General features: G+C 73.7%; 24 protein-coding genes. 5 read left to right on the top strand and 19 right to left on the bottom strand.

Annotated elements, in window-relative coordinates; genetic code table 11:
* Nucleotides 1–42 precede the first annotated feature (42 nt).
* The 9 genes from ABZ793_RS05410 to pgsA all read right to left on the bottom strand — a co-directional run bounded on the left by ABZ793_RS05410 (nucleotide 43) and on the right by pgsA (nucleotide 8,282).
* Nucleotides 43–705, bottom strand: a complete 663-nt coding sequence (locus ABZ793_RS05410) for a DUF402 domain-containing protein (protein ID WP_357452255.1) — start codon at nucleotides 703–705, stop codon at nucleotides 43–45.
* Between the two features lie 36 nt (nucleotides 706–741).
* A complete protein-coding gene (locus ABZ793_RS05405) occupies nucleotides 742–1,992 on the bottom strand; it encodes a hypothetical protein (protein WP_357452252.1) in 1,251 nt (416 codons plus the stop codon).
* 208 nt (nucleotides 1,993–2,200) lie between these two features.
* Nucleotides 2,201–2,950, bottom strand: coding sequence for a YebC/PmpR family DNA-binding transcriptional regulator (locus ABZ793_RS05400; protein ID WP_357452249.1), 750 nt, complete (start codon nucleotides 2,948–2,950; stop codon nucleotides 2,201–2,203).
* Between the two features lie 243 nt (nucleotides 2,951–3,193).
* On the bottom strand, nucleotides 3,194–3,802 hold the full coding sequence (gene pdxT, locus ABZ793_RS05395) for a pyridoxal 5'-phosphate synthase glutaminase subunit PdxT (RefSeq protein ID WP_357452246.1): 609 nt from the start codon (nucleotides 3,800–3,802) through the stop codon (nucleotides 3,194–3,196).
* An 81-nt stretch (nucleotides 3,803–3,883) separates the two neighbouring features.
* Nucleotides 3,884–4,801, bottom strand: coding sequence for a pyridoxal 5'-phosphate synthase lyase subunit PdxS (gene pdxS / locus ABZ793_RS05390; protein ID WP_357452243.1), 918 nt, complete (start codon nucleotides 4,799–4,801; stop codon nucleotides 3,884–3,886).
* A 190-nt stretch (nucleotides 4,802–4,991) separates the two neighbouring features.
* Complete coding sequence (locus ABZ793_RS05385; protein ID WP_350706682.1) at nucleotides 4,992–5,495, bottom strand: hypothetical protein; 504 nt, start codon at nucleotides 5,493–5,495, stop codon at nucleotides 4,992–4,994.
* Between the two features lie 2 nt (nucleotides 5,496–5,497).
* Nucleotides 5,498–6,658: a glycosyltransferase family 4 protein gene (locus ABZ793_RS05380; RefSeq protein ID WP_357452240.1), complete on the bottom strand. Its 1,161-nt coding sequence runs from the start codon at nucleotides 6,656–6,658 to the stop codon at nucleotides 5,498–5,500.
* 15 nt (nucleotides 6,659–6,673) lie between these two features.
* A complete protein-coding gene (locus tag ABZ793_RS05375) occupies nucleotides 6,674–7,606 on the bottom strand; it encodes a phosphatidylinositol mannoside acyltransferase (protein WP_357452237.1) in 933 nt (310 codons plus the stop codon).
* 43 nt (nucleotides 7,607–7,649) lie between these two features.
* The gene (pgsA, locus tag ABZ793_RS05370; protein WP_357452234.1) at nucleotides 7,650–8,282 is read right to left on the bottom strand and encodes a phosphatidylinositol phosphate synthase; all 633 of its coding nucleotides are present in this window, start codon (nucleotides 8,280–8,282) and stop codon (nucleotides 7,650–7,652) included.
* A gap of 252 nt (nucleotides 8,283–8,534) precedes the next feature.
* Between pgsA and ABZ793_RS05365 the strand changes: the two genes are divergently transcribed.
* Nucleotides 8,535–10,697 (top strand): elongation factor G-like protein EF-G2, encoded by a 2,163-nt coding sequence (locus tag ABZ793_RS05365; protein ID WP_357452231.1) that lies wholly within the window; start codon nucleotides 8,535–8,537, stop codon nucleotides 10,695–10,697.
* A gap of 141 nt (nucleotides 10,698–10,838) precedes the next feature.
* Here the strand turns inward: ABZ793_RS05365 and ABZ793_RS05360 are convergent, their stop codons facing one another.
* Entirely contained in the window at nucleotides 10,839–11,897 is a 1,059-nt protein-coding gene (locus tag ABZ793_RS05360) for an aldo/keto reductase (RefSeq protein WP_357452228.1), read from the bottom strand.
* 175 nt (nucleotides 11,898–12,072) lie between these two features.
* A complete protein-coding gene (locus tag ABZ793_RS05355; RefSeq protein ID WP_357452343.1) occupies nucleotides 12,073–12,582 on the bottom strand; it encodes an HIT domain-containing protein in 510 nt (169 codons plus the stop codon).
* Between the two features lie 159 nt (nucleotides 12,583–12,741).
* Here ABZ793_RS05355 and ABZ793_RS05350 point away from each other — a divergent pair, with 159 nt between their 5' ends.
* Nucleotides 12,742–13,488: a D-Ala-D-Ala carboxypeptidase family metallohydrolase gene (locus ABZ793_RS05350; protein WP_357452225.1), complete on the top strand. Its 747-nt coding sequence runs from the start codon at nucleotides 12,742–12,744 to the stop codon at nucleotides 13,486–13,488.
* Between the two features lie 80 nt (nucleotides 13,489–13,568).
* Here ABZ793_RS05350 and thrS read toward each other — a convergent pair whose 3' ends face one another.
* Together thrS and ABZ793_RS05340 are read right to left on the bottom strand one after the other, a co-directional pair.
* Nucleotides 13,569–15,572, bottom strand: a complete 2,004-nt coding sequence (gene thrS, locus ABZ793_RS05345) for a threonine--tRNA ligase (RefSeq protein ID WP_357452222.1) — start codon at nucleotides 15,570–15,572, stop codon at nucleotides 13,569–13,571.
* Nucleotides 15,573–15,777: 205 nt separating this feature from the next.
* A complete protein-coding gene (locus ABZ793_RS05340) occupies nucleotides 15,778–16,698 on the bottom strand; it encodes an ADP-ribosylglycohydrolase family protein (RefSeq protein ID WP_357452219.1) in 921 nt (306 codons plus the stop codon).
* Nucleotides 16,699–16,771: 73 nt separating this feature from the next.
* Between ABZ793_RS05340 and ABZ793_RS05335 the strand changes: the two genes are divergently transcribed.
* Both ABZ793_RS05335 and ABZ793_RS05330 read left to right on the top strand, forming a co-directional pair.
* Nucleotides 16,772–17,461, top strand: coding sequence for a response regulator transcription factor (locus ABZ793_RS05335; protein WP_357452216.1), 690 nt, complete (start codon nucleotides 16,772–16,774; stop codon nucleotides 17,459–17,461).
* Nucleotides 17,462–17,490: 29 nt separating this feature from the next.
* On the top strand, nucleotides 17,491–18,861 hold the full coding sequence (locus tag ABZ793_RS05330; RefSeq protein WP_357452213.1) for a HAMP domain-containing sensor histidine kinase: 1,371 nt from the start codon (nucleotides 17,491–17,493) through the stop codon (nucleotides 18,859–18,861).
* Between the two features lie 225 nt (nucleotides 18,862–19,086).
* Here the strand turns inward: ABZ793_RS05330 and ABZ793_RS05325 are convergent, their stop codons facing one another.
* Together ABZ793_RS05325 and ABZ793_RS05320 are read right to left on the bottom strand one after the other, a co-directional pair.
* Nucleotides 19,087–20,112 (bottom strand): adenosine deaminase, encoded by a 1,026-nt coding sequence (locus tag ABZ793_RS05325; RefSeq protein WP_357452211.1) that lies wholly within the window; start codon nucleotides 20,110–20,112, stop codon nucleotides 19,087–19,089.
* Nucleotides 20,109–20,903 carry a trans-aconitate 2-methyltransferase gene (locus ABZ793_RS05320; RefSeq protein ID WP_357452208.1) on the bottom strand — a complete coding sequence of 265 codons (795 nt, stop codon included), beginning with the start codon at nucleotides 20,901–20,903 and terminating at the stop codon, nucleotides 20,109–20,111. Before ABZ793_RS05320 ends, ABZ793_RS05325 begins: the two co-directional genes overlap by 4 nt.
* Nucleotides 20,904–21,101: 198 nt before the next feature.
* Here ABZ793_RS05320 and ABZ793_RS05315 point away from each other — a divergent pair, with 198 nt between their 5' ends.
* Complete coding sequence (locus ABZ793_RS05315; protein ID WP_357452205.1) at nucleotides 21,102–21,296, top strand: hypothetical protein; 195 nt, start codon at nucleotides 21,102–21,104, stop codon at nucleotides 21,294–21,296.
* Between the two features lie 141 nt (nucleotides 21,297–21,437).
* Here ABZ793_RS05315 and ABZ793_RS05310 read toward each other — a convergent pair whose 3' ends face one another.
* From ABZ793_RS05310 to ABZ793_RS05295, 4 genes are all read right to left on the bottom strand, one after another.
* Nucleotides 21,438–21,641 (bottom strand): cold-shock protein, encoded by a 204-nt coding sequence (locus ABZ793_RS05310; RefSeq protein WP_007075740.1) that lies wholly within the window; start codon nucleotides 21,639–21,641, stop codon nucleotides 21,438–21,440.
* 289 nt (nucleotides 21,642–21,930) lie between these two features.
* Entirely contained in the window at nucleotides 21,931–22,203 is a 273-nt protein-coding gene (locus ABZ793_RS05305; RefSeq protein ID WP_350706268.1) for a DUF4235 domain-containing protein, read from the bottom strand.
* Nucleotides 22,200–22,550 carry a DUF3618 domain-containing protein gene (locus tag ABZ793_RS05300; RefSeq protein WP_357452201.1) on the bottom strand — a complete coding sequence of 117 codons (351 nt, stop codon included), beginning with the start codon at nucleotides 22,548–22,550 and terminating at the stop codon, nucleotides 22,200–22,202. The genes ABZ793_RS05305 and ABZ793_RS05300 overlap by 4 nt, the downstream gene beginning before the upstream one ends.
* Entirely contained in the window at nucleotides 22,547–22,981 is a 435-nt protein-coding gene (locus tag ABZ793_RS05295; RefSeq protein WP_357452198.1) for a phage holin family protein, read from the bottom strand. The genes ABZ793_RS05300 and ABZ793_RS05295 overlap by 4 nt, the downstream gene beginning before the upstream one ends.
* Between the last annotated feature and the right edge of the window lie 136 nt (nucleotides 22,982–23,117).

Below are 23,117 nucleotides of genomic sequence, written 5' to 3'. Positions count from 1 at the left end.
GCGGTCAGCGGGTCGGCGTCCCCGTCGGTCAGCGGTCGGCGGTCAGCGGGTCGACGGGACGGTGTCCCAGCCGGCCGGCAGGGCCGGCACCGGCCAGGCCGGGTCCGGCCGCCAGGACGCCCACGCCTCGTCCCACCACCGCTCCCCGGCGTCGAGCAGGGCGGCGATCCGGTCGCCCTCGGCGCGGATCGCGTCGGCCATGCCCGGATAACGCCCCTCTTCCAGGCGCTGGGCGAACATCTCCACGTCCTTCCAGACGTAGCGGGCGGCGTCGGCCGGCCACCAGAGGTCCAGCTCGTGGTCGAGGGTGTCCACCCCGATCGGGGTACGCCGGAACGGGTCCTGGAGGTTGAAGTACCACCCGGCGAAGGCGCGCTCCGGGCCGGTCCAGAAGACGTCGACGGAGTGCGCCTCGCCCGGGCGGTGCAGCATCAGCTTGCCGTGGCCGCTCCACGCCCGGTGCCCGGCGACCTGCCACGGGTGCCGCCCGCACGGGAACCGCCCGGTCTCGGGGAAGCCGAACTCCGCGCCCGGGGGCAGGTAGAGCGCGAGCAGGTCGGGCGAGTCCTCGACGCAGACCGTCGGGCAGGCGAACCACACCTCGCCGTGCAGGATCTCGCGCCGGACCACCACGTCGCCCGGGGTGAAGCGGTGCCCCTCCCCGGTCCGCCCACCGTCCCGCTCCACCCGACCCGGACGTTCCACTCCCCCAACCTACCGAGTGCCGGCGTCACAGTTCGGTCAGCGGGGTCGGGAGACAACCGTACGGGCTGCGGGTCGGCGCCCGGCGACGGTGGATCCGGCCGTGGTGAAGGGGTTCGGCGTCGCTCCCGTCCAGTGCTGGAGGACGGCGGTGCCGGTCTGCCGCCGCTCACCGTCCACCGTCGTCGTCCCGCTGCTGACCACGTAGAACCGCCCGTCGCCGAGCGCCTCCAGGCCGAAGCTGCCCGGCCCCTCCCAGCCGCGGATCCCGGTGGCCGGATCGGCCAGCCCGGCCGGGGCCAGCGGGACGATCTGCCCGGTCGCGCCGTCCGGCTGGCCGGTGATCACACCGGTCTGCGGGGCGACGGTGCCGTCGATCGCGTAGAGCGTCCAGTTCGGAAACTCCGGCTTGCCGCCCCGGTAGACCGCCATCAGCCACCGGCGGGTGTGCCGGTCGTACTCCAGGTTCTGCACGCCGAAGGTGGTGTTCCCGGTCCGGACGAAGACCTTGGAGTACGGCTTCCCGGGCCCGCTCTGGTGTGGTGCGGTCTGGCTCAGCGGGCGGGCGAAAAGACCCCACCGCCGCACGTCGTAGGCGAGCAGCACCTGGTGGTCGTTGTCGGTACGCGTGGTGTTCGGGTAGACGCCGTAGGCGACCATCAGCACGTTCCGCCCGCCGGCGGTGCCCAGCGCCGGCCCGAACGAGACCCCGTCGATGCCGCTGGCGCCGTACCGGTGGTCGGCGGTCTGCCCGGTGTCGCCGTCGAAGACACCGTCGCCGTCCAGGTCCGCCGTGAAGTCGTCGACGACCTCCTTCAGGTAGACGGTGGTCATCACCCCGTCCGTCTCGGCGTTCATTCCGATCCGGGTGATCCGGGCGACGTCGAAGATGGCGATGTAGAAGGCCCGCTGCGCCTTGTACTCCAGCGAGCCGTAGACGCGGCCGTCCTCCGGGTTGATGTCCAGGTCGCCGAGGTGGCCGGTCAAGCCGGTCACCGTGCCGACGACCCGACCGTCGAGGTCCGTCTTGACCAGGAGGTTCGTGAAGGACCAGTAGACGTGACCGCTGCTCCAGTCGACCGCCACTCCCTGCACGTGGCCCGAGGGCCACGCGCCCCCGTACACCGTCGCCGGCATGTTCGGGGGCGCCACCGACGGGCGCGACGTCCCGACGGCCACGCCCCGGCCCGGAGTCGGCATCGGGCCCGCCGTCGCATCCGGCGGGGCGACGGCGCCGGCCAGGACGGGAATCGCCAGGACGGCAGCCGCGGCGGTGAGGGTCCTTCGCATGTCTCTCCGTTGCTCAAGAAGATCGAACAGCGGGAGATCCTATGCGAGCTTCCCGAACGGCGGGTGCCCGGATGATCATCCGGAAATTTCGCCCGTCCGGGCGGTGACCGCCCCGATCACCGCCCGAACGGACACGGGGCAGGGCACGACACAGCGCGCCGGGGCGGCGGTCGCCCGGCGCGCGGTGTCGTCGTGGATCAGGCCGCGATCAGCCGACCGCGGCCATGATCTCGTCGCTGACGTCGAAGTTCGCGTAGACGTTCTGCACGTCGTCGCAGTCCTCCAGGACGTCGATCAGCTTGAAGATCTTGCGCGCGCCCTCCTCGTCGAGGGGGACGTTGACGCTCGGGATCAGCGCCGACTCGGCCGACTCGTACTCGATGCCGGCGTCCTGGAGCGCGGTGCGCACCGCGACCAGGTCGGTCGGCTCGGAGACCACCTCGAACGCCTCACCCAGGTCGTTGACCTCCTCGGCGCCGGCGTCGAGGACCGCCATCATCACGTCGTCCTCGGTCGTCCCGGCCTTGGGGACGATCACCACGCCCTTGCGGGAGAACATGTACGACACCGAGCCCGCGTCGGCGAACGAGCCGCCGTTGCGGGTCAGCGCGGTGCGCACCTCGGTGGCCGCGCGGTTGCGGTTGTCGGTCAGGCACTCGATGAGCAGCGCCACGCCGTTCGGGCCGTAGCCCTCGTACATGATGGTCTGGTAGTCGGCGCCGCCGGCCTCCAGGCCGGAGCCGCGCTTGACGGCGCGGTCGATGTTGTCGTTCGGGACCGAGTTCTTCTTGGCCTTCTGGATGGCGTCGTAGAGCGTGGGGTTGCCGGCGGGATCGCCGCCGCCGGTCCGCGCGGCGACCTCGACGTTCTTGATGAGCTTGGCGAACATCTTGCCGCGCTTGGCGTCGATAACCGCCTTCTTGTGCTTGGTCGTCGCCCACTTTGAGTGGCCGGACATCTGTTACCTCCGTTGCTACCCGCCGTCTGCATCGACCGCACCGCGCACGCCCCGCTCCCGCCGGCGCACGCGGTGGTGCCGGTCAGCCCTGGTGGAAGCCGTGACGGGCAGATGGCCCTGCCGAATCTCGGCAATCCTACCGACGCCCGGCGGCCCGCTGTCACCGCGCCGCGCCTCCCCGCCACGCCCCGACCGCCCGGACCAGGACAGACGGGGCGAAAACAAGGCACGGCTCGCCGCCGCTCAACGCGACGCCCGGACCAGCTCCACGAAGTACGCGTGCACGCGCGCGTCGCCGGTCAGTTCGGGATGGAACGAGGTGGCCAGCAGGTTGCCCTGCCGGACCGCCACGATCCGCCCGGCGGCCGGGCCCTCGGTCACCGTGCCGAGCACCTCGACGCCGTCGCCGACCCGCTCGACCCACGGTGCCCGGATGAACACCGCGTGGAACGGCCCGCCCTCGACGCCGGTGATCGCCACCGGCGCCTCGAACGAGTCGACCTGCCGCCCGAACGCGTTGCGCCGCACGGTCATCTCGATGCCGGCGAAGCCGCGCTGGTCGGGCCGACCGTCGAGGACCTCGGTGGCCAGCATGATCATGCCGGCGCACGAGCCGTAGACCGGCATCCCGCCGGCGATCCGCTTGTCGATCGGCTCGCGCATCTCGAAGATGTCGGCGAGCTTGCTGATCGTGGTGGACTCGCCCCCGGGAATCACCAGCCCGTCCACCGCGTCCAACTCCTGCGCCCGACGCACCGGGCGGGCGTCCGCGCCCGCCGCGGCGAGGGCGGCGACGTGCTCGCGTACGTCGCCCTGGAGCGCGAGCACTCCGATCACGGGTGCGTCGCCCATCTGCCGCTCCTTTCCTGAATGGCGGTCGGAAAGGGGCCCTTCCTGCGCGTCAGACGTCAGGAAGGTGCCCTTCCCCGCACGTCACCAGCCGCGCTCGGCCAGGCGGTGCGGCTGCGGGATGTCGTCGACGTTGATGCCGACCATCGCCTCGCCCAGGCCCCGGGAGACCTTGGCCAGCACGTCCGGGTCGTCGTGGAAGGTGGTGGCCTTGACGATCGCGGCGGCCCGCTGCGCCGGGTTGCCGGACTTGAAGATGCCGGAGCCGACGAACACTCCCTCGGCGCCGAGCTGCATCATCATCGCGGCGTCGGCCGGGGTGGCGATGCCACCGGCGGTGAACAGCACCACGGGCAGCTTGCCGCTCTCGGCGACCTCCTTGACCAGCTCGTACGGCGCCTGAAGCTCCTTGGCGGCCACGTACAGCTCGTCGGTCGGCAGCGAGCCCAGCCGGCGGATCTCCTGCCGGATCCTGCGCATGTGGGTGGTGGCGTTGGAGACGTCACCGGTGCCGGCCTCGCCCTTGGAGCGGATCATGGCCGCGCCCTCGGTGATCCGGCGCAGGGCCTCGCCGAGGTTGGTCGCGCCGCAGACGAAGGGGACGGTGAAGGCCCACTTGTCGATGTGGTTGGCGTAGTCGGCCGGGGTCAGCACCTCGGACTCGTCGACGTAGTCGACGCCGAGCGACTGGAGGATCTGGGCCTCCACGAAGTGGCCGATCCGGGCCTTCGCCATCACCGGGATGGAGACGGCGTTGATGATGCCGTCGATCATGTCGGGGTCGCTCATCCGGGACACCCCGCCCTGGGCGCGGATGTCGGCGGGCACCCGCTCCAGCGCCATCACGGCGACGGCGCCGGCGTCCTCGGCGATCTTGGCCTGCTCGGCGTTGACCACGTCCATGATCACGCCGCCCTTGAGCATCTCGGCCATGCCACGCTTGACGCGGGCGGTGCCGGTGACCGGGCTGGCGCTGGCGTTCTGGGCAGTCGTTTCGGGCACGGGTCATCGCTCCTCGACGTGCTCGGGGATGGGGTGGCTGCGAAAATGCTACGGCCGTCCCAACGCCCGTCCGACAGCCAATCAGACCCACGGTGGCCTGCCCTGTGGCAGTCGTCACCGCCCCGCCACCGCCCGGTCGCCGGGTGCGTCCGGCGTCCCGTCTGGGCGTTCTGTCGGGTCCGGGCCCGCCTCAGCCGGCGGGGACGTCCGCCGGGACGGTGAGGGTGGGGTCGTCGATGTCGAAGTAGCGCGGCCAGGGCCGGCGGCGCCCCATGCGCAGCAGCCGCACCAGCCGACGGCCGCGGGCCGCGCGGGCGTCGCGGACCAGGTCGGTGTGCACCTGGCGGGCCAGGGCGAGCCGCCGGCTGGCGCCGATCACCGCCTCGCAGTCCGGATCGGCCGGGTCCAGCTCCACGGCACGCAACTGGCGGGTGAGGTCGTTCTCGGCGGCCTCCCGCTCGTCCGGCTGCGCGTCCAGCGCGATCCGCGCCGCCGCGTACAGCTCGACGCCGTAGCGCCGCTCGGCCAGGACCGCGGCGGCCGCCGCGCGGCGCAGCAGGTGGGCGTCCAGGGCGCGGGCGGCCAGCTCGGCCCGGCCGTGCAGCCGGTCGACCCGGCCGGCGGTCCAGACCAGGTACGCCGCGACCAGCCCCACGGCCAGGGCCGCGACCACCCCCCACCACATGCCCGACATCGTCAGTCCAGCCCCACCCATTCGGTGTCCATGACCCGCCCGTCGGTGGCCTCGATCGCCGCCGCGTACACCTCCAGGACCCGGCGGGCGACCACCGGCCAGTCGAAGGTGGCCACCACCTGGTCGCCGCAGGCGGTCAGCGCGGCCCGCCCGTCGGGATCGTCGAGCAGGTCGGCCAGGGCGGTACGCAACGCGGGCCGGTCCCCCGTCGGGAAGAGCCGGCCGGCCCGGCCGCCGTCGAGCACGCGGCGGAACGCGTCGAGGTCGCTGGCCACGACGGTGGTGCCCGCCGCGAGCGCCTCGGTGAGGATCATGCCGAAGGACTCCCCGCCGGTGTTCGGCGCCACGTAGAGGTGCACGCTGCGCAGCATCCGCGCCTTGTCCTCCTCCGAGACCAGCCCGAGGAAGGTCACCTGGTCGCGCAGCTCGACCGGGAAGCGCCCGAACAGGTCGTCCGGGTCGCCGGGGCCGGCCACCAGCAGTCGCAGCCCGGGACGCTGCCGGGCCAGCTCGACGAAGGCGTCGCGCAGGATCGGGAAACCCTTGCGGGCCTCGGTGAACCGGCCGAGGAAGCCGATCGCGCCGCCCCGCCCGGGCGCGCACTCCCCCGGCCAGCCGGGCAGCGGCTGCGCGTGGTTGAACTTCGCGACGGCCACCCCGTTGGGGATCTCCACCGCGCCGCCGTCCATGTGCTCGACCTGCACCTTGCGCGCCAGCGCGCTGACCGCGATCCGGGCGGTGATCCGCTCCAGCACGATCTGGAGCACCCCCTGCGCGGCGGCGAGCGCCCGCGACCGGGTCATCGCCGTGTGGAAGGTGGCCACCACCGGCCCTCGGGCGGAGAGCACGGCCAGCAGCGACAGGCTCAGGGTCAGCGGCTCGTGCACGTGCAGCACGTCGAACTCGCCCCGGGTGATCCAGCGCCGCACCCGCGCCGTGGAGACCGGGCCGAACGCGATCCGCGCCACCGAGCCGTTGTACGGCAGCGGCACCGCCCGCCCCGCCGGCACCACGTACGGCGGCAGCGGGGAGTCCTCGTCGGCCGGGGCGAGCACGCTCACCTCGTGCCCGAGGCCGATCAGCGCCTCGGCGAGGTCCATGACGTGGTTCTGCACCCCGCCGGGCACGTCGAAGGAGTACGGGCACACGATGCCGATGCGCACGCCTCAACGCCTCCCTTACGCCTGTCCGGCAGCCGGGGAGGGCAGGGTCGCGCCGCCACCCGTGCCGTGCTGGTCCAGCCACATCCGCTGCAACATGTGCCAGTCTTCCGGATGCCGGGCGATGCCCGCCGCCAGACCGTCGGCGATCCGCTGGGTCAGCGACCGGACCCGCCGGTCGAGCGGGCCCTCCTCGGGGTCGGGCAGCGGCAGCGGACCCTCGATCGACGCGCAGGCCGCGTCCGCCTCGTACCACATCGAGGCGACGTAGAGGGGCGCCCCGGTGCGCAGGGCGAGCAGGGCCGGGCCCGGCGGCATCCGGGTGCGGGCCCCGAAGAAGTCGACCTCCACCCCCCGGGCGGAGAGGTCCCGGTCGGCCAGCAGGGGCACCACCGTGCCGGCCCGGACCCGGTCGACCAGCACGTCGAACGCCGGCCGGTCGCCGCCGTGGGTGGGCAGGATCTCCATGCCCAGGCTCCGCCGGAAGGCGAGGAACCGCTGGTAGACGCCCTCGGGCTTGAGCCGCTCGGCGACCGTGGTGATCGGCCAGCCAGTCGCCGCGACCCAGGCGCCGGCGGCGTCCCAGTTGCCGGCGTGCGGCAACGCCACCACCGCGCCCCGGCCGGCCGCCACGTCGGCCGCGAGCAGCTCCTCGCCGTCGAGCCGGAAGCCGGCCAGGATCTCCGTCCGGCTGAGCGAGGGCAGCCGGAACGCCTCCATCCAGTAGCGGGCGTACGAGCGCAGGCCGTGGCGGACCAGCTCGTCGAGGTCGGCCTCGGGCAGGTCGGGGCCGACCACCCGGCGCAGGTTCGCGCGCAGTCGGGCCGTACCCCCGCCGCCGCGGCGGTGGGCGCGGTCGGCGCCCGCCCGGAACGCCGCGGCCACGACGGGCCGGGGCAGCGCGCGGATCACGCGCCACCCGGCGACGTAGCCGAGCTCGGTGAGTTTCACCGGCGCCGGCCCCCGGACGGCGACCGACCGGCGCTCGTCGCGCTCACCCCTGCCCGCCCGGGGTGTGCACCCGCTGGGCCTGGCGGTAGACGTGGGCCATCCGCTGGCCGACGGTGAAGATCGACACCGCGGCGAGCAGCCAGAGCGCGATCTCCAGCGCGGGATCGACGCCGAGGCCGGTGAGCAGCCCGCCGACGCCGACGATGAGCAGCCGCTCGGTGCGCTCGGCGATGCCCACGTTGCACGTCATGCCGAGCCCCTCGGCCCGGGCCTTGACGTAGGAGACCAGGCCGCCGGCGGCCAGGCAGATCAGCGCGGCGGCGACGCCCGAATGGTCGTGCTCGGTGGCGAGCCAGTACGCGACCGCGCCGAAGACCGCGCTGTCGGCGATCCGGTCCATGCTCGAATCGAGGAACGCCCCGAATTTCGTGGAGCCGCCGCTCATCCGGGCCATCGTCCCGTCGAGCAGGTCGGTGAGCGCGAACACGGTCACGATCAGGGCCCCGGCGACCAGATGACCGCGGGCACCGAAGCCGAGCGCACCGACGAGCACCCCGAGGGTGCCCGCCACGGTGACCGCGTTGGGGGTTACGCCCGCTCGGAGCAGGCCGCGTGCGACCGGCTCGACGACGCGGGTCATCCCCGCGCGGGCCGTCACTTGGAAGATCTTCGCCATGGCGGTCCCACGATAACGGTCCCGCCGGCACCGGCGGTACGGCCGGTCAGCGACCCGCGCAGGGCGGAGGCTTGTGCCGGCCCCGCAGCAGGTGTGAGATCGAGCCAGGAAGGTGAGTCAGCTCACCCACCCGCCCGTTGATTACCCGTAACCCTGCAGAGCACCGGAGGATATCGCCGCGGAACCCGCTCGGGCCGCTTCCCCGTCGCGCGCGGCGGTCGCCACCAACCACGGCTGAGGGAGGTGCGCCCCATGGCGCAGAAAAGTCAGGAGAAGGGGGCCGCCGGCGGCGCGCCGGTGGTGACCGAGCCGGGCCGGATCCGCAACGTGGTGCTCGTCGGGCACTCCGGAGCGGGCAAGACGACCCTGGTCGAGGCGCTGCTCGCGGCGACCGGCACGATCGGCCGGGCCGGCACCGTCGCCGACGGCAGCACCGTCTGCGACCACGACCCGGCGGCCGTACGCCAGCAGCGCTCGGTGAGCCTGGCCTGCGCGCCGCTGCTGCACGACGGAATCAAGGTCAACCTGCTCGACACCCCCGGCTACGCCGACTTCGTGGGCGAGTTGCGCGCGGGGCTGCGGGCCGCCGACGCGGCGCTGTTCGTGGTCTCCGCCGTCGACGGGATGGACGCCGCCACCGCCGCCCTGTGGGAGGAGTGCGCGGCGGTCGACATGCCCCGGGCCGTCGCCGTCGCCCGGCTCGACCACCCCCGCGCCGACTTCGACGAGGCGGTGGCGCTCTGCCAGCGGGTCTTCGGCGACAACGTGCTCCCGCTCTACCTGCCGATGCTCGGCGACGACGGCGTCTCCACCGTCGGCCTGCTCGGCCTGATCACCCGCCGGGTCTTCGACTACACCGCCGGGCTGCCGGCCGACGTGCGCGAGCCGGACCCGGAGCACCTGCCGGCCATCGTCGAGTCCCGCAACGAGCTGATCGAGGGGATCATCGCCGAGAGCGAGGACGAGTCCCTGATGGACCGCTACCTCTCGGGCGAGGAGATCGGCACCGAGGTGCTGGTCGAGGACCTGGAGAAGGCGGTCGCGCGGGGCCACTTCTACCCGGTGGTGCCGGTCTGCGCGGAGACCGGGGTCGGGCTGGACGCGCTGCTGGAGGTGCTCACCGCCGGTTTCCCGTCGCCGCTGGAGCACGAGCTGCCGGCGGTCGCCGGGGTGGACGACTCGCCCCGCCCGCCGCTGGCCTGCGACCCGGACGGCCCGCTGGTGGCCGAGGTGGTCAAGACGACCGTCGACCGGCACGTCGGCCGGGTCTCCCTGGTCCGGGTCTTCTCCGGCACGCTGCGCCCGGAGCAGACCGTGCACGTCTCCGGGCACGGGATGGCCGAGCGCGGCCACCCCGACCACGACGCCGACGAGCGGGTCGGGCACATCTACACCCCGCTGGGCGCGAGCCTGCGCGAGGTGGGCGCCTGCGTGGCCGGCGACATCTGCGCGATCACCAAGTCGGGCAGCGCGGAGACCGGCGACACGATCTCCGCCAAGGACGACCCGCTGCTGATCGCCCCCTGGGAGATGCCCGAGCCGCTGCTGCCGGTCGCCGTCGTGGCCCACAGCCGCGCCGACGAGGACGCCCTCGCGCGCAACCTGGCCCGCCTGGTCGCCGGCGACCCGACCATGCGGTTGGAGCGCAACCCGGAGACACACCAGCTGGTGCTCTGGTGCATGGGCGAGGCGCACGCCGACGTGGTGCTGGAGCGGCTGCGCGCGGGCGGGGTGGAGCTGGACACCGAGCCGGTCCGGGTCGCGCTGCGCGAGACGCTGACCGTCCCGGCCAAGGGGCACGGCCGGCACGTCAAGCAGTCCGGCGGCCACGGGCAGTACGCCGTCTGCGCCATCGAGGTCGAGCCGCTGCCGCGCGGAGCCGGCTTCGAGTTCGTCGACCGAGTGGTCGGCGGCGCGGTGCCGCACAACTACATCCCCTCCGTCGAGAAGGGCGTACGCGCCCAGATGGAGCGGGGCCTGGTCGCCGGCCATCCGGTGGTGGACCTGCGGGTGACCCTCTTCGACGGCAAGGCGCACAGCGTGGACTCCTCCGACGCGGCCTTCCAGACCGCCGGCGCGCTGGCGCTGCGGGACGCCGCCGAGAAGGGCCAGCCGGCGCTGCTGGAGCCGGTCGACGAGGTGGTGATCCGGGTGTCCGACTCGTCCGTCGGCGCGGTGATGGGCGACCTGTCCGGGCGGCGCGGCCGGGTGCTCGGCACCGAGCCGGACGCGGACGTCGAGGGGCGCACCCTGGTCCGCGCCGAGGTGCCCGCCACGGAGCTGCTCCGTTACGCGGTCGAGCTGCGGTCGATGACGTCGGGCACCGGCACCTTCCGCCGCCACTTCGTCCGCTACGACCCCATGCCCGCCCACCTGGCCGACCAGGTCCGCAAGGAACACGGCAGCCACCCCTGACCGGGCTCCTCGCGGGGTCGGTTCACACGGTTGTGGCACGGAGCCGCTCGGCGCGGTGGAGCTGCCCGGCGAAACGGGTGATCCGGGGCGCGACGCCCACCACAACCGCGTGATCCACGGCGCTCCGGCGGCTGGGGCGCGTCAGGGGCGGGCGGTGGGGAGCATGGGGCTCGGGTGGTGGGGGCGGTCGGCCTCGCGGAGCGCGGCCGAGCGGAGGGCCGCCAACTGGCGTTCCACCTCGGCGAACTGGTCGGCCGGCAGCGGCCCCCGGTGCAGGGCGGCGGCGTTCTCCTCGACCTGCGCGACGGTGCGGCAGCCGGGGATCGGGACGGTGCGCCCGCTGCGCGCCCAGATCCAGCCCAGCGCGCCCTGGGCCGGGGTGCGGCCGTCGGCGGTCAGCGCCGCCCGCACGGCGGCGGCCCGCCGCAGCCACTCCGGGGCGGGCCGGCCGCCCCGGAACCACTCCAGCCAGCCCGGTGCCACCCCCCGCACGTCGTCGCGGGGCAGGGTGGAGCCGGTCGTGTACTTGCCGGAGAGCAGGCCCATCCCCAGCGGCCCCCGGTTGACGCTGGCCAGGTCGTACTTGTCGCAGACGGCGAGCAGCTCGGGGGCGTCCCGGAGCACCGAGAGGGTGTGCTGCACGGCGGTGGCGTGCCGGGCGCCCTGGCCGAAGGCGGCCGCCCGGTCGGGGCGGTCGGTGCTCCAGCCGTACGCGCGGATCAACCCGTCGGCGACCAGGTCCTCCAGGGTGCCGACGAGCGCCTCGGCCCGGGGCACCGACAGGTCGGCGAGGTGCAACTGGTAGAGGTCGATCCGGTCGGTGCCGAGCCGGCGAAGCGACTCCTCCAGCGCCCGCCGCAGGTACGCCGGGGAGCTGTCCGCGCCGGTGGCCTGGCGGGTCGCCTCGTCGAAGGTGTGGCCCCACTTGGTGGCGATCACGGCCTCGTCGCGGCGGCCGGCGAGCGCCCGGCCCAGGACCCGCTCCGAGTGCCCCGCCCCGTAGGTGTCGGCGGTGTCGAAGAGGGTCACGCCGAGGTCGAGCGCGCGGCGTACCGCCCGGACGGACTCCTCGTCGTCGACGGCGCCCCAGCCCAGCGGCTGGGTGCCCTCGGCCCAGGGGCCGCCGATCGCCCAGCACCCCATGCCCAGCGCGCTGACCTCGATACCGCTGCGGCCCAACGTCCGTGTCGTGACTGCCATCGACGCATCGTGCCACCTCCGGTTCCCGCCCCGGGGCGAAGTCCCCGCCGCCGTGCGGGATCCCGACCCGGCCCGTCCGGCCCGCCCGTCCGCCCTACCGGGCCGGGCGCGGGCGAGTGGGGCGGGCCGGGCGCGGGCGGGCCGGAGTCGGGCGGGCCGGGCGCGGTGAGCCGGGTCAGGAGGGCCAGGCGCGGGCGAGCAGCTCCCGGGTGTCCCCGAGCAGTTGCGGCAGCACCTTGGTGCGCCCGATCACCGGCATGAAGTTGGCGTCCCCGCCCCAGCGGGGCACGACGTGCTGGTGCAGGTGCGCGGCGATCCCGGCGCCGGCCACCCCGCCCTGGTTCATCCCGAGGTTGAACCCGTGGGCGTTGCTGACCTTGCGGATCACCCGCATCGCGGTCTGGGTGAACGACGCCAGCTCGGCGGTCTCCGGCCCGTCGAGGTCGGTGTAGTCGGCGACGTGCCGGTAGGGGCAGACCAGCAGGTGACCCGGGTTGTACGGGTAGAGGTTGAGCACCACGAAGACGTGCGCGCCGCGCGCGACGACGAGGCTCTGCTCCGCCGGCAGGCCGGGGGCGAGGCAGAAGGGGCACCCCTTCGGCTTCTCGTAGCCCTCGGGACGGTCCTCGCCCGAGATGTAGGTCATCCGGTGCGGCGTCCAGAGCCGCTCCAGGCCGTCGGCCATGCCGCTGTCCGTGTGCCGTTCCACCCCAGTCACACGCCGATACTACGGAGCGGCCCGACGACCGGCGAGGCCCGCCGTGGGGAACCCGGCGCTGGAAGTTGTTGACGAATCGAAGTGCACCGTTGAAACTTCCATCCATCGATTTGCTTCCATAGACCGATGGAGGTCTCCGTGATCCGACGGTTCGGCAGATTCCTCGCGGCGCTCGCGCTGACCGCCGCCACCACCGTGGTCGGCGTCACCTTCACCGCCGGCGCGGCCCACGCCGACGGCTGTTACACGTGGGGACGCACCCTGTCCGAGGGGATGTCCGGCGAGGACGTCCGGCAACTCCAGATCAGGGTCTCGGGCTACCCCGGCTACGGCGCCGTGCTCGCCCTCGACGGCGTGTACGGCCCGGGCACCCGGTCCGCTGTGATCCGCTTCCAGCAGGCGTACGGGCTGGGCGCCGACGGCATCGCCGGGCCGCAGACCTTCAACCAGATCTACGCGCTCCAGGACGACGACTGCACCCCGGTCAGCTTCAGCTACGCGGAGTGGAACAGGTGCAACAGCGACTGGTCCGGCGGCGCGGTGTCGGCCAGCACCGCCCGCTTCAACGCCCGCGTGTCGATGTGGAAGCTCCAGGCCATGCGGCGCGCACTCGGCAACGTGCCGCTCTACATCAGCAGCGGCTTCCGCAGCTACGCCTGCAACAGCGCGGTCGGCGGCGCCAGCAACAGCCGGCACCTCTACGGCGACGGGGTCGACCTGGTCGGGTCGCCCTCGCTGTGCCGGCTCGCCCAGCAGGCCCGCTACCACGGCTTCAGCAACATCCTCGGCCCCGGCTACCCGGGCCACAACGACCACACCCACCTGGGCAACACGCCGAGCCGGTCCTGGTCCGCACCGACCTGCGGGATCTGACGCCCGACGGCCCGACGCACGAAGTCCCCCCGCCGCCGGCGGGGGGACTTCGTGCGTCGAGGACTCCGGTGCGTGGTGGATCAGGCGGCCGACGGGCCGACGTTGGTGCGCGAGCCGACCACGTCGAGCACGTGGGCCACCGCGTCGGCGATCGGCACCCCGTTGCGCTGCGAGCCGTCCCGGTAGCGGAACGAGACCGTGCCGGCCGCCACGTCGTCGTCGCCGGCAATCACCATGAACGGGATCTTCTGCTGCTGGGCGTTGCGGATCTTCTTCTGCATCCGGTCGTCGCCCGCGTCCACCTGGGCGCGGATCCCCTCGGCCCGCAGCGCCGCGACGAAGCCGTGCAGGTAGTCGGTGTGGTCCTCGCGGATCGGGATGCCCACCACCTGCACCGGGGCCAGCCAGGCCGGGAACGCGCCCGCGTAGTGCTCGGTGAGCACCCCGAAGAAGCGCTCGATCGAGCCGAAGAGCGCCCGGTGGATCATCACCGGCTGCTGTCGGCTGCCGTCCGCCGCCTGGTACTCCAGCCCGAACCGCGCCGGCTGGTTGAAGTCGACCTGGATGGTGGACATCTGCCAGGTCCGGCCGATCGCGTCCTTGGCCTGCACCGAGATCTTCGGGCCGTAGAAGGCCGCGCCGCCCGGGTCCGGCACCAGGTCCAGGCCGGATGCCTCGGCGGCGGTGCGCAGGGCCTCCGTGGCCTCCGCCCAGTCCTCGTCCGAGCCGATGAACTTCGGCGAGTCGTCCCGGGTGGACAGCTCCAGGTAGAAGTCGTCCAGGCCGTAGTCGCGCAGCAGGTCGAGCACGAAGGTGAGCAGGGTGGTCAGCTCGCCCGCCATCTGCTCGCGGGTGCAGTAGATGTGCGAGTCGTCCTGGGTCAGGCCGCGTACCCGGGTGAGGCCGTGCACCACGCCGGACTTCTCGTACCGGTAGACCGTGCCGAACTCGAAGAGCCGCAGCGGCAGCTCCCGGTACGACCGCCCGCGCGCCCTGAAGATCAGGTTGTGCATCGGGCAGTTCATGGCCTTGAGGTAGTACTCCGCGCCCTCCAGCTGCATCGGCGGGAACATCGTGTCGGCGTAGTAGGGCAGGTGACCGGAGGTCTCGAAGAGCTGCGCCTTGGTGATGTGCGGGGTGTTGACGAACTCGTACCCGGCCGCCTCGTGCCGGCGGCGGGAGTAGTTCTCCAACTCGCGGCGGATGATGCCGCCCTTGGGGTGGAAGACCGCCAGGCCGGAACCGATCTCGTCGGGGAAGCTGAACAGGTCGAGGTCCGCGCCGAGCTTGCGGTGGTCGCGCCGGGCGGCCTCCTCCAGCAGCTTCAGGTACGCCTTCAGCTCGTCCCGGGTCGGCCAGGCGGTGCCGTACACCCGCTGGAGCTGCGGGTTCTTCTCCGACCCCCGCCAGTACGCGGCGGCCGAGCGCATCAGCTTGAACGCGCCGATCAGCCGGGTGTTCGGCAGGTGCGGGCCGCGGCACAGGTCCGACCAGCAGACCTTGTCCTCGGTCGCGGCGAGGTTGTCGTAGATGGTCAGCTCGCCGCCGCCCACCTCCATCACCTCGGAGGTGTCCAGCCCCTCGCCCTTGACGTCGATCAGCTCCAGCTTGAACGGCTCGGCGGCCAGCTCGGCCTTCGCCTCGTCCAGGCTGCCGAAGCGGCGACGGCGGAACCGCTGGCCGGACTTGATGATCTCCTGCATCCGCTTCTCGAGCTTGCCGAGGTCGTCGGGCTGGAACGGCTTGTCGACGGCGAAGTCGTAGTAGAAGCCGTTCTCGATGGGCGGGCCGATGCCGAGCTTGGCCTCGGGGAAGACGTCCTGCACGGCCTGGGCGAGCACGTGCGCGGTGGAGTGCCGCAGCACGTTGAGCCCGTCCGGGGAGTCGAGGCTGACCGGCTCGACCTCGGTGTCGACCTGCGGCGACCAGTCCAGGTCACGCAGCTGGCCCTGCGGGTCGCGGACCACGACGACCGCCTTCGGGCCGGCCGCGGGCAGCCCGGCCGCGGCCACCGCGTCGGCCGCCGTGGTCCCGGCGGCGACGACGACGGGGTCGGCCACGGCGGGGGTACGGGGTGCGGACACGGTCACTCCTCCAGCAGACGGTACGGATGACGCCGAGCGATCGGCTCCTGCGATGCTATCGGTCGCCCCCGCCGGCACGGTCGGCGACGCCACCGCCCCCGCGACCCGTGGGACGCCGGCCCCGGCGCACCTCGTCGTCACGCCGCACGTCGCGGGCGGCACGGTCGAGGCGCGACGGGCGCACCCGCCCGACCGGCGGGAAGGGTCAGGCGGACCAGTCCGGCAGCGGCTCGCGGGCGGCCAGCCAGTCGGCGGGCACCCCGCCGGTGGTGCCCACCCCGGTGTGCGCGGCCACCACCGAGCCGACGATGGCGGCGGTGGTGTCCACGTCCCCGCCCGCCTCGACGCAGGCGCCGATCGCCGCCGGATAGTCGTCCAGGTGCACGGCCGCCACCCAGCAGGTGAAGGCGACGGTGTCCTGGGCGGTGACCCGGGAGCCGTTGCCGAGCACGTCGACGGCCTCGCGCAGCGGCCGGTCGAGCAGATCGGCCGCCCTGCGTACGCCCCGGTGCACCTCGGTGGCCGGGTCCAGCGCGGCGGCCACCCCGGCGAGCAGCCGGCGCGGGGGCGGCCGGTGGCCGTCCAGCCGGGCCCGGGCGGCCAGCGAGGCGGCCACCGCCACCGCGACCGCCCCGGCGATGCCCTCCGGGTGCGCGTGGGTCACCTCGGCCGACGCCCGGGCCTGCGCCGCCGCCCGGGCGGTCGAGTCGGCGAACCAGGCGCCCAGCGGGCCGACCCGCATCGCCGCGCCGTTGCCGCACGAGCCCTGCCCGTCGAAGGCGGCGGCGGCCGCCACCGGCCACGGCGTGCCCGTGCGGATCAGCCGCAGGATCGTCACGGCGCCCGGCCCGTACCCCCGGTAGGGCTCGCAGCGCTCGGCGAAGGCCATGGCGAGGGCGTCCCGGTCGATGGTGCCCGCCGCGGCGAGGGCGGCGACGACCGAGCAGGCCATCTCGGTGTCGTCGGTCCACTCCCAGGGCGCCGGGGGGAGCCTGCCGGCGGCCAGGTCGGCCGGGTGCCGGCCGGGGACGAAGAACTGCGAGCCGAGCGCGTCGCCGACCGACAGGCCGGCGAGCGAGTCCCGGGCGAGCGCGAGGCGGGTGTCGGCAAAGAGCGTGAAGGACATCGTTGTACCAGCTTGCCCGGTTCGCAGGTGCGCCGCAACGCGGTCAACTTGCCACCCCGAGTACCGTCTTGGCGTGGCCACCGTGCTCCTGGTCGAAGACGATCACGTCGTACGCGGCGCGATGCTGCGGTCCCTCGCCGACCGGGGGCACGCCGTGCACGCCGTGGGCACCGCGCTGGACGCGCTGCGCCGCGTGGCCGCCGAGACCCCCGACCTGGTGGTGCTCGACCTCGGCCTGCCCGACCTCGACGGCTCGGACGCGCTGCGGATGCTGCGCGGCATCACCGACGTGCCGATCATCATCGCCACCGCGCGCGACGACGAGCAGTCCGTGGTCCGGCTGCTGCGCGCCGGGGCCGACGACTACATGGTCAAGCCGTTCACCGGCGCGCACCTCGACGCCCGGATCACCACGGTGCTGCGCCGGGCCGGGCGGGCCAGCCGGGCGGTGCAGCCGGCCGTGCACAGCGTCGGCGGGCTGCGGGTGGACGTCGGGGAGCGCAGCGCCCACCTCGACGGCGAGCCGTTGGCGCTGACCCGCAAGGAATTCGACCTGTTGGCGTATCTCGCCGCACGTCCGGGCCGGGTAGTGTCCCGCCGGGAACTTCTGGAGGAGGTATGGCGGCAGCCGTCGGTCGGCGAGGACCAGACCATCGACGTTCACCTTTACTGGCTGCGTCGCAAAATGGGCGAGTCCGCGGCGAAGCCGCGCTACCTGCGCACCGTGCGGGGGGTCGGCTTCCGGTTGGTGGCGCCGGACTGAGGGCGTCGCTGGCCCGTCTCACGGCCGGCATGTGCGCCCTGGTCGCGCTCGCCTTCCTCGTCCCGCTCGCCACCGGCCTCGGTGACCGGGCCCGCGATGAGGCGATCGCGGATGCCGCCCGCCGCAGCGCGCTGGTGACCGGGGCGCTCGCGGTCAGCACCGATCCCGCCGTGGTGCAGCGCGCCGTGGCCGCCAGCGGCGACGACCCGGCCACCCGGCCCGTCGTACACGGCCTGGGGGCCGACGGGTCCGCGGGCCGGGCCGGCGGCGCGGACCTGGAGCGGGCACGGGCCGAGCGGCGCTCCGTGGTCGTCGACGTCGACGGCGGCGTGCTCCGGCTCGACCCGGTGGTGCTCGGCGACCGCACCGCCGTGGTGGAGGTCTTCGTGCCCGAGTCGGCGCTGGACGAGGGCGCCGGCGGCCGGTGGCTGCTGCTGCTCGGGGTGGCCGCCGCGCTGGTGGGCGCGGCGGTGCTGGTGGTCGACCGGGTCGCCGCCCGCGCGGTCGACTCGGCCCGGGGGCTGGTCAGGGCGGCGCTCGCGATCGGCGACGGCGACCTGGCCGTACGCGTCGAGCCCAGCGGCCCGCGCGAGCTGGCCGAGGCCGGGTACGCCTTCAACCGGATGGCCGACCGGATGGTCGCGGCGCGCACCGACGATCGGGAGCTGGTCGCCGACCTGTCGCACCGGCTGCGCACCCCGCTGACCGTGCTACGGCTCGACGCCGAGGCGCTGGAGTCCGACGACACCAGCGTGGGCTCGTTCAGCGAGGCGGAGCTGGATCGGCGGCGCGGCATCCGACGGATCCGGCAGGCGATCGTCACCCTCGAGGGCGAGATCGACGTGCTGATCAAGACCACCCGCAAGGCGGTGACGCACGAGGCGGGGCCGGCGATGTGCGACGTCAGCGAGGTGGTCCGGGACCGGATGGTGTTCTGGGCCGCGCTGGCCGGCGACCAGAACCGCCCGCACCGGGTGACCGGCGCCCAGCTGCGCATCCCGGCGCCGGTGCCACGGGCCGAGCTGGCCGCCGCGCTGGACGCGGTGATCGGCAACGTCTTCCGCTACACCCCGCAGGGCACCGCGTTCGAGGTGGCGGTCTCCCGCCGCGACGGCTACGTGGCCATCCGGATCGACGACGCCGGGCCCGGGATCGCCAACCCCGACCGGGCGCTGCGCCGGGGTGCCAGCGACCAGGGCTCCACCGGGCTGGGGCTGGACATCGCCAAGCGGGTGGCGTTGCAGGCCAACGGCTCGGTGAGCATCGACCGGGCCCGGCTCGGCGGGGCGAGCGTGGTCATGCTGCTCGCCGACCCCGAGGCGACGCCCCGGCAGGTCAGCCGGTTCGGGCTGGTCGGCCGAGCTGTGGGCCGGCGCAAGTCTTCCTTAGATCCCGATTAACCGCGGCGACCGACCCGTCGCGGACTGGCATGATCTTCCACGAACCCATCAGTTCCACCGGTCACTGCCCCGAGCGCCCACCGGCCGGTGGAGCCGTGCGCGCGGCGGGAGCAACGGTCCCCCCACAACCTGCTCCCGCCGCGCGCCACACTTCCTCCCGCCACACCCTTCCGCACGGTGCGCGACGCTCTCCTGCCACGCCGCGCACCGGCTCCCCCGTCCCGTTCAGCGGGTGGCGGCCGCCACGTAGGCGTCGATCTCGGCGCCGATCCGCTGCTTGCCCGCGGGGTCCAGGAAGGAGGCGGTCACCGCGTTGCGGGCCAGCGCCGCCAGCCCCTCCGGGCCCGCGTCGAGCAGCCGGGCCGCGACGGCGTACTCGTCGTTGAGGGTGGTGCCGAACATCGGCGGATCGTCGGAGTTGATGGTGACCAGCAGGCCGGCGTCGACCAACTGCCGCAACGGGTGCTCGTCGATGGTGGCGACCGCCCGGGTCCGCACGTTGGAGGTCGGGCAGACCTCCATGCCGATCCGGTGCTCGGCGAGGTGGGCCAGCAGCTCCGGGTCCTGCGCGGCGGAGATGCCGTGCCCGATCCGCTCCGCGCCCAGGTCGCGCAGCGCGTCCCAGACCGTCTGCGGGCCGGTGGTCTCGCCGGCGTGCGGCACCGAACGCAGGCCGGCCGCCCGGGCCCGGTCGAAGTACGGCTTGAACTGCGGCCGGGGCACGCCGATCTCCGGGCCGCCCAGGCCGAAGCTGATCAGCCCGTCCGGGCGCTCCTCCAGCGAGATCCGCAGGGTCTCCTCGGCCGCCGGCAGGCCCGCCTCGCCGGGGATGTCGAAGCACCAGCGCAGCTCGATGCCGAAGTCCGCCGCGGCCCGCTTGCGGGCGTCCTCGATCGCCTCGCAGAACGCCGGGGCGGGGATGCCCCGGTGCACGTGCGAGTAGGGCGTCACGGTCAGCTCGGCGTAGCGGACCTGCTGGCGGGCCAGCTCGCGGGCCACCTCGTGGGTGAGGATCCAGACGTCCTCCTGGTCGCGGATGAGGTCCACGACGCTCAGGTAGACCTCGATGAAGTGCGCGAAGTCGCGGAAGGCGAAGTAGTCGGCGAGCGCGGCCGGGTCCGCGGGCACGGGGCTGCGGCCCTCGTGGCGGGCGGCCAGCTCGGCGACGATCCGGGGCGAGGCGGAGCCGACGTGGTGCACGTGCAGCTCCACCTTGGGCAGTCCGGCGATGAAGGGTTGCAGGTCGGTCACATGTTCTCCTCTGCACGGGCGCCGGTACGGGCGACGAAGAAGACGCGTCGGAACGGGAAGTACACCTGACCGTGCCGCACCGGGTACGCCTGCGCGAGGCGTACGCCGAGTTCGGCCCGGAAGTCGGCCCAGCCGGCGGCGTCCAGGGCCGCGCGGACCGGCCGGAGCGCGGTGCCCTCCATCCAGGTCAGCACGGGGTGGTCCGCGTCGGCGCGGGCCGGCAGCAGGTGCACGTAGGTAGTCTCCCAGGCGTCCACGGCGCAGCCGGCACCGGTCAGCAACCCGGCGTAGCCGGTGGCGTCGTCGACCGGGGCCTCGCGCAGCAGTGGAGCGAGGTCGGCGCGCCAGGCCGGGCGGCCGGCGACCTCGCGCAGCGCCCGGTGTGACGGCGCGTCGAAGTTGCCCGGCACCTGCACCGCCAGCCAGGCCCCGCCGGGCAGCTCACGCGCCCAGCGGGCGAGCAGCTCGCGATGGCCGGGGACCCACTGCAGCACCGCGTTGCTGACCACCACGTCCACATCGGATTCCGGCCGCCAGTCCCGGACGTCGCCCACCGCGAAGGAGACCGGGGACGCGGTGGCGTGTGCCCGCGCGATCATCTCCGCAGAGGAGTCGAGGCCGACGACGCGGCTGTCCGGCCAGCGTCCGGCGAGGGTCTCCGTCAGGTTGCCGGGCCCGCAGCCGAGGTCGACCACGGCGCGCGGTCGCTCGGCCGGGACCCGCGCGAGCAGGTCGTGGAAGGGCCGGGAGCGCTCGTCACCGTAGCGCAGGTATGTCGTCGGATCCCACATCACAGCCTCCCAAACCGTACGTCCGTCTTGTTAACCGTACGGCCCGTGGCGCGGCCCCACAAGCGGGATCACTAGGCTCGGTGGCATGGAGCAGCGGACCTTCCCCCGGCCGGGGCGGCACGTCGGGGTGATCGGGCCGGGCAGTGAGCAGCTCGTCGGACGGTTCCCCGGGACGGGGATCGACGGAGGGGAGTCACGATGAAGGGCTGGCTGCCGCTCACCCTCGGCCTGCTCGCCGTGGTCGGCGGGGCGGTCTGGACGGTGCAGGGCCTCGGCTACGTCGAGGGCAGCCTGATGACCGACCAGCGGATCTGGGCGATCCTCGGGCCGCTCGTCGTCCTGATCGGACTCGCCCTGCTCTGGTCCGGGCTGCGCGCCCGCCGACGCCGCTGAGCCGCCCCTGCGCTCCCGCCCCCGGCGCGCCGACCGCGCCCGGATACGCGGAAAGCCCCGCATCCCGGGCGGGATACGGGGCTTCACTGGTGATCCGGGCGTCGGATCATCCACCGGTCGGCGACTGCCGACCGGCGGTGCTCAGATGGGGCGGACCTGCTCGGCCTGCGGACCCTTCTGACCCTGGGCGATCTCGAACTCCACCCGCTGGTTCTCCTCCAGCGTGCGGTAGCCGCTGGTCTGGATGGCCGAGAAGTGGACGAACACGTCAGCACCCCCGCCGTCGACGGTGATGAAGCCGAAGCCCTTGTCAGCGTTGAACCACTTCACGGTTCCCTGCGCCATGTGTATCTCCTTCTAAAACTGGCGGCCGAGCACGCCGTGCGGCCGATTGGCCGTTTTCGAGCAGCGGCGCCTGAGGCGGCCCCCATTGAAGGAGACTTCTCTCAACCCACGCCATCTCTCAACAGCGTGGAACAGCAAACCACGTACGCAAAAACTCTGCACAGCCTACCCGACGAAATTCTCCGACATGTGACCTGACGGATGCCGAAGATCCGCTGGGTGGGCGCTTACCACCGTGCGAAAGGCCCCCTCACCCGCTGCGGGGAGGGGGCCTTCGGTGAATGCCCGGTCAGTCCGGCCAGTGCCCGGTCAGCCGGCGTACGCCCACCGCGCCGCCCCGGTCGACGGCGGCCCGGACGACCGCGAAGATGGCGCCCTGCAAGGCCGCCGCCGCCAGGATCTCGCCCCAGCCGCGGTCCTCGTCGGTGGCGCTGGGCGCCTCGCCGTCGCCCGCCGTCACCTTCCAGACCTGCCGGAAGATCATGCCCGCGACCGCACCGGCGGCGATGCCCATCAGCACGCCGACCGGCTTGTACGCGGCCCTGCCGATGTTCCTGCTCACCTGCGCCTCCCCCGGACGATCAGCAGCACGATAGCGGCGGCCACCGCACCGGCCGCGAGGGCCACGAACGGCGCCGGGTTGCGCCGGACGACCGCGCCCGTCTCCTGCGCCTGCCCTCGCGCGAGCTGCGCCTTCTGCGCCGCCTGCCCGCGCACCCGGGCCACGGTCTGCGCGGCCTGCTCCCGCATCCGCTCCTTCGCCTGGTCGGCGGAGGACCTCAGGCGTGCCTTGACGTCGGCCTTGGCGGCCAGCGCCTCCATGGTCTCGCCCAACTCGACCCGGGTCCGCCGGATCTCCTCCCGGAGGGCCTCGGTGTCGCCGGTGCCCCGGCCGTTGCCCGTCGTCATGCCCGCCCCCTGTCCTTCACGGCGGCGGCGACGGTGTCGACGTCGGCCCGGACGCTACGCACCGTGGCCGCCGGCACCGGCGGGACCGCCTGGCTGACCTGCTTCTTGCCCACCAGGGCGAGGATGCCGGCCACCACGAAGAGCACCACCGCGACGATCAGGGCCGCGGCCCAGGCCGGCAGCACCAGATCGAGCAGCAGAATCGCGGTGGCGACCAGGGCGCCCAGGCCGTAGAGCGCCAGCGCCCCGCCGCCGCCGAAGAGGCCGATGCCGATGCCGGCATGCTTGCCCTTCTGGGTCAGCTCCGCGCGGGCCAGGGCCAGCTCGTCGCGGACCAGGCGGGAGACCTGCTCCGTGGCCCGCTGCACCAGCTCGGCGGTGGACGGCTCGCTCCCGTCGCGGGATGTGCGGGCGTTCGCCACGTCAGCCATGCTGTCCTCCTTTCATCATCACCGCGCTGTATGCCCGGAGTCGCCGCCCGTCAATCCTTCGCGCGGCGGCCGGTGAGCCCGGGCCGCCGCGTCCCCCGTGCCGATGGACGGCGCGCGGGAGGAGGTGCAGAAGCGT

This window comes from Micromonospora sp. NPDC047465 (genome assembly GCF_040643125.1).
GTDB lineage: Bacteria > Actinomycetota > Actinomycetes > Mycobacteriales > Micromonosporaceae > Micromonospora.
Note: the sequence above shows the minus strand (reverse complement) of the source record. Positions and strands in the feature narration are given on the sequence as shown.

What these genes read in the sequence shown, in the direction of transcription:
- ABZ793_RS05315 (WP_357452205.1), top strand. Translation starts at nt 21,102, where the DNA reads ATGAAGGGCTGGCTGCCGCTCACCCTCGGCCTGCTCGCCGTGGTCGGC.
- ABZ793_RS05355 (WP_357452343.1), bottom strand. Translation starts at nt 12,582, where the DNA reads ATGGCCGACGGCCTGGAGCGGCTCTGGACGCCGCACCGGATGACCTAC.
- ABZ793_RS05330 (WP_357452213.1), top strand. Translation starts at nt 17,491, where the DNA reads ATGTGCGCCCTGGTCGCGCTCGCCTTCCTCGTCCCGCTCGCCACCGGC.
- ABZ793_RS05310 (WP_007075740.1), bottom strand. Translation starts at nt 21,641, where the DNA reads ATGGCGCAGGGAACCGTGAAGTGGTTCAACGCTGACAAGGGCTTCGGC.
- ABZ793_RS05360 (WP_357452228.1), bottom strand. Translation starts at nt 11,897, where the DNA reads ATGGCAGTCACGACACGGACGTTGGGCCGCAGCGGTATCGAGGTCAGC.
- ABZ793_RS05320 (WP_357452208.1), bottom strand. Translation starts at nt 20,903, where the DNA reads ATGTGGGATCCGACGACATACCTGCGCTACGGTGACGAGCGCTCCCGG.
- ABZ793_RS05385 (WP_350706682.1), bottom strand. Translation starts at nt 5,495, where the DNA reads ATGTCGGGCATGTGGTGGGGGGTGGTCGCGGCCCTGGCCGTGGGGCTG.
- ABZ793_RS05405 (WP_357452252.1), bottom strand. Translation starts at nt 1,992, where the DNA reads ATGCGAAGGACCCTCACCGCCGCGGCTGCCGTCCTGGCGATTCCCGTC.
- ABZ793_RS05365 (WP_357452231.1), top strand. Translation starts at nt 8,535, where the DNA reads ATGGCGCAGAAAAGTCAGGAGAAGGGGGCCGCCGGCGGCGCGCCGGTG.
- ABZ793_RS05350 (WP_357452225.1), top strand. Translation starts at nt 12,742, where the DNA reads ATGGAGGTCTCCGTGATCCGACGGTTCGGCAGATTCCTCGCGGCGCTC.
- pdxT (WP_357452246.1), bottom strand. Translation starts at nt 3,802, where the DNA reads ATGGGCGACGCACCCGTGATCGGAGTGCTCGCGCTCCAGGGCGACGTA.
- ABZ793_RS05400 (WP_357452249.1), bottom strand. Translation starts at nt 2,950, where the DNA reads ATGTCCGGCCACTCAAAGTGGGCGACGACCAAGCACAAGAAGGCGGTT.
- pgsA (WP_357452234.1), bottom strand. Translation starts at nt 8,282, where the DNA reads ATGGCGAAGATCTTCCAAGTGACGGCCCGCGCGGGGATGACCCGCGTC.
- ABZ793_RS05295 (WP_357452198.1), bottom strand. Translation starts at nt 22,981, where the DNA reads ATGGCTGACGTGGCGAACGCCCGCACATCCCGCGACGGGAGCGAGCCG.
- ABZ793_RS05340 (WP_357452219.1), bottom strand. Translation starts at nt 16,698, where the DNA reads ATGTCCTTCACGCTCTTTGCCGACACCCGCCTCGCGCTCGCCCGGGAC.
- ABZ793_RS05300 (WP_357452201.1), bottom strand. Translation starts at nt 22,550, where the DNA reads ATGACGACGGGCAACGGCCGGGGCACCGGCGACACCGAGGCCCTCCGG.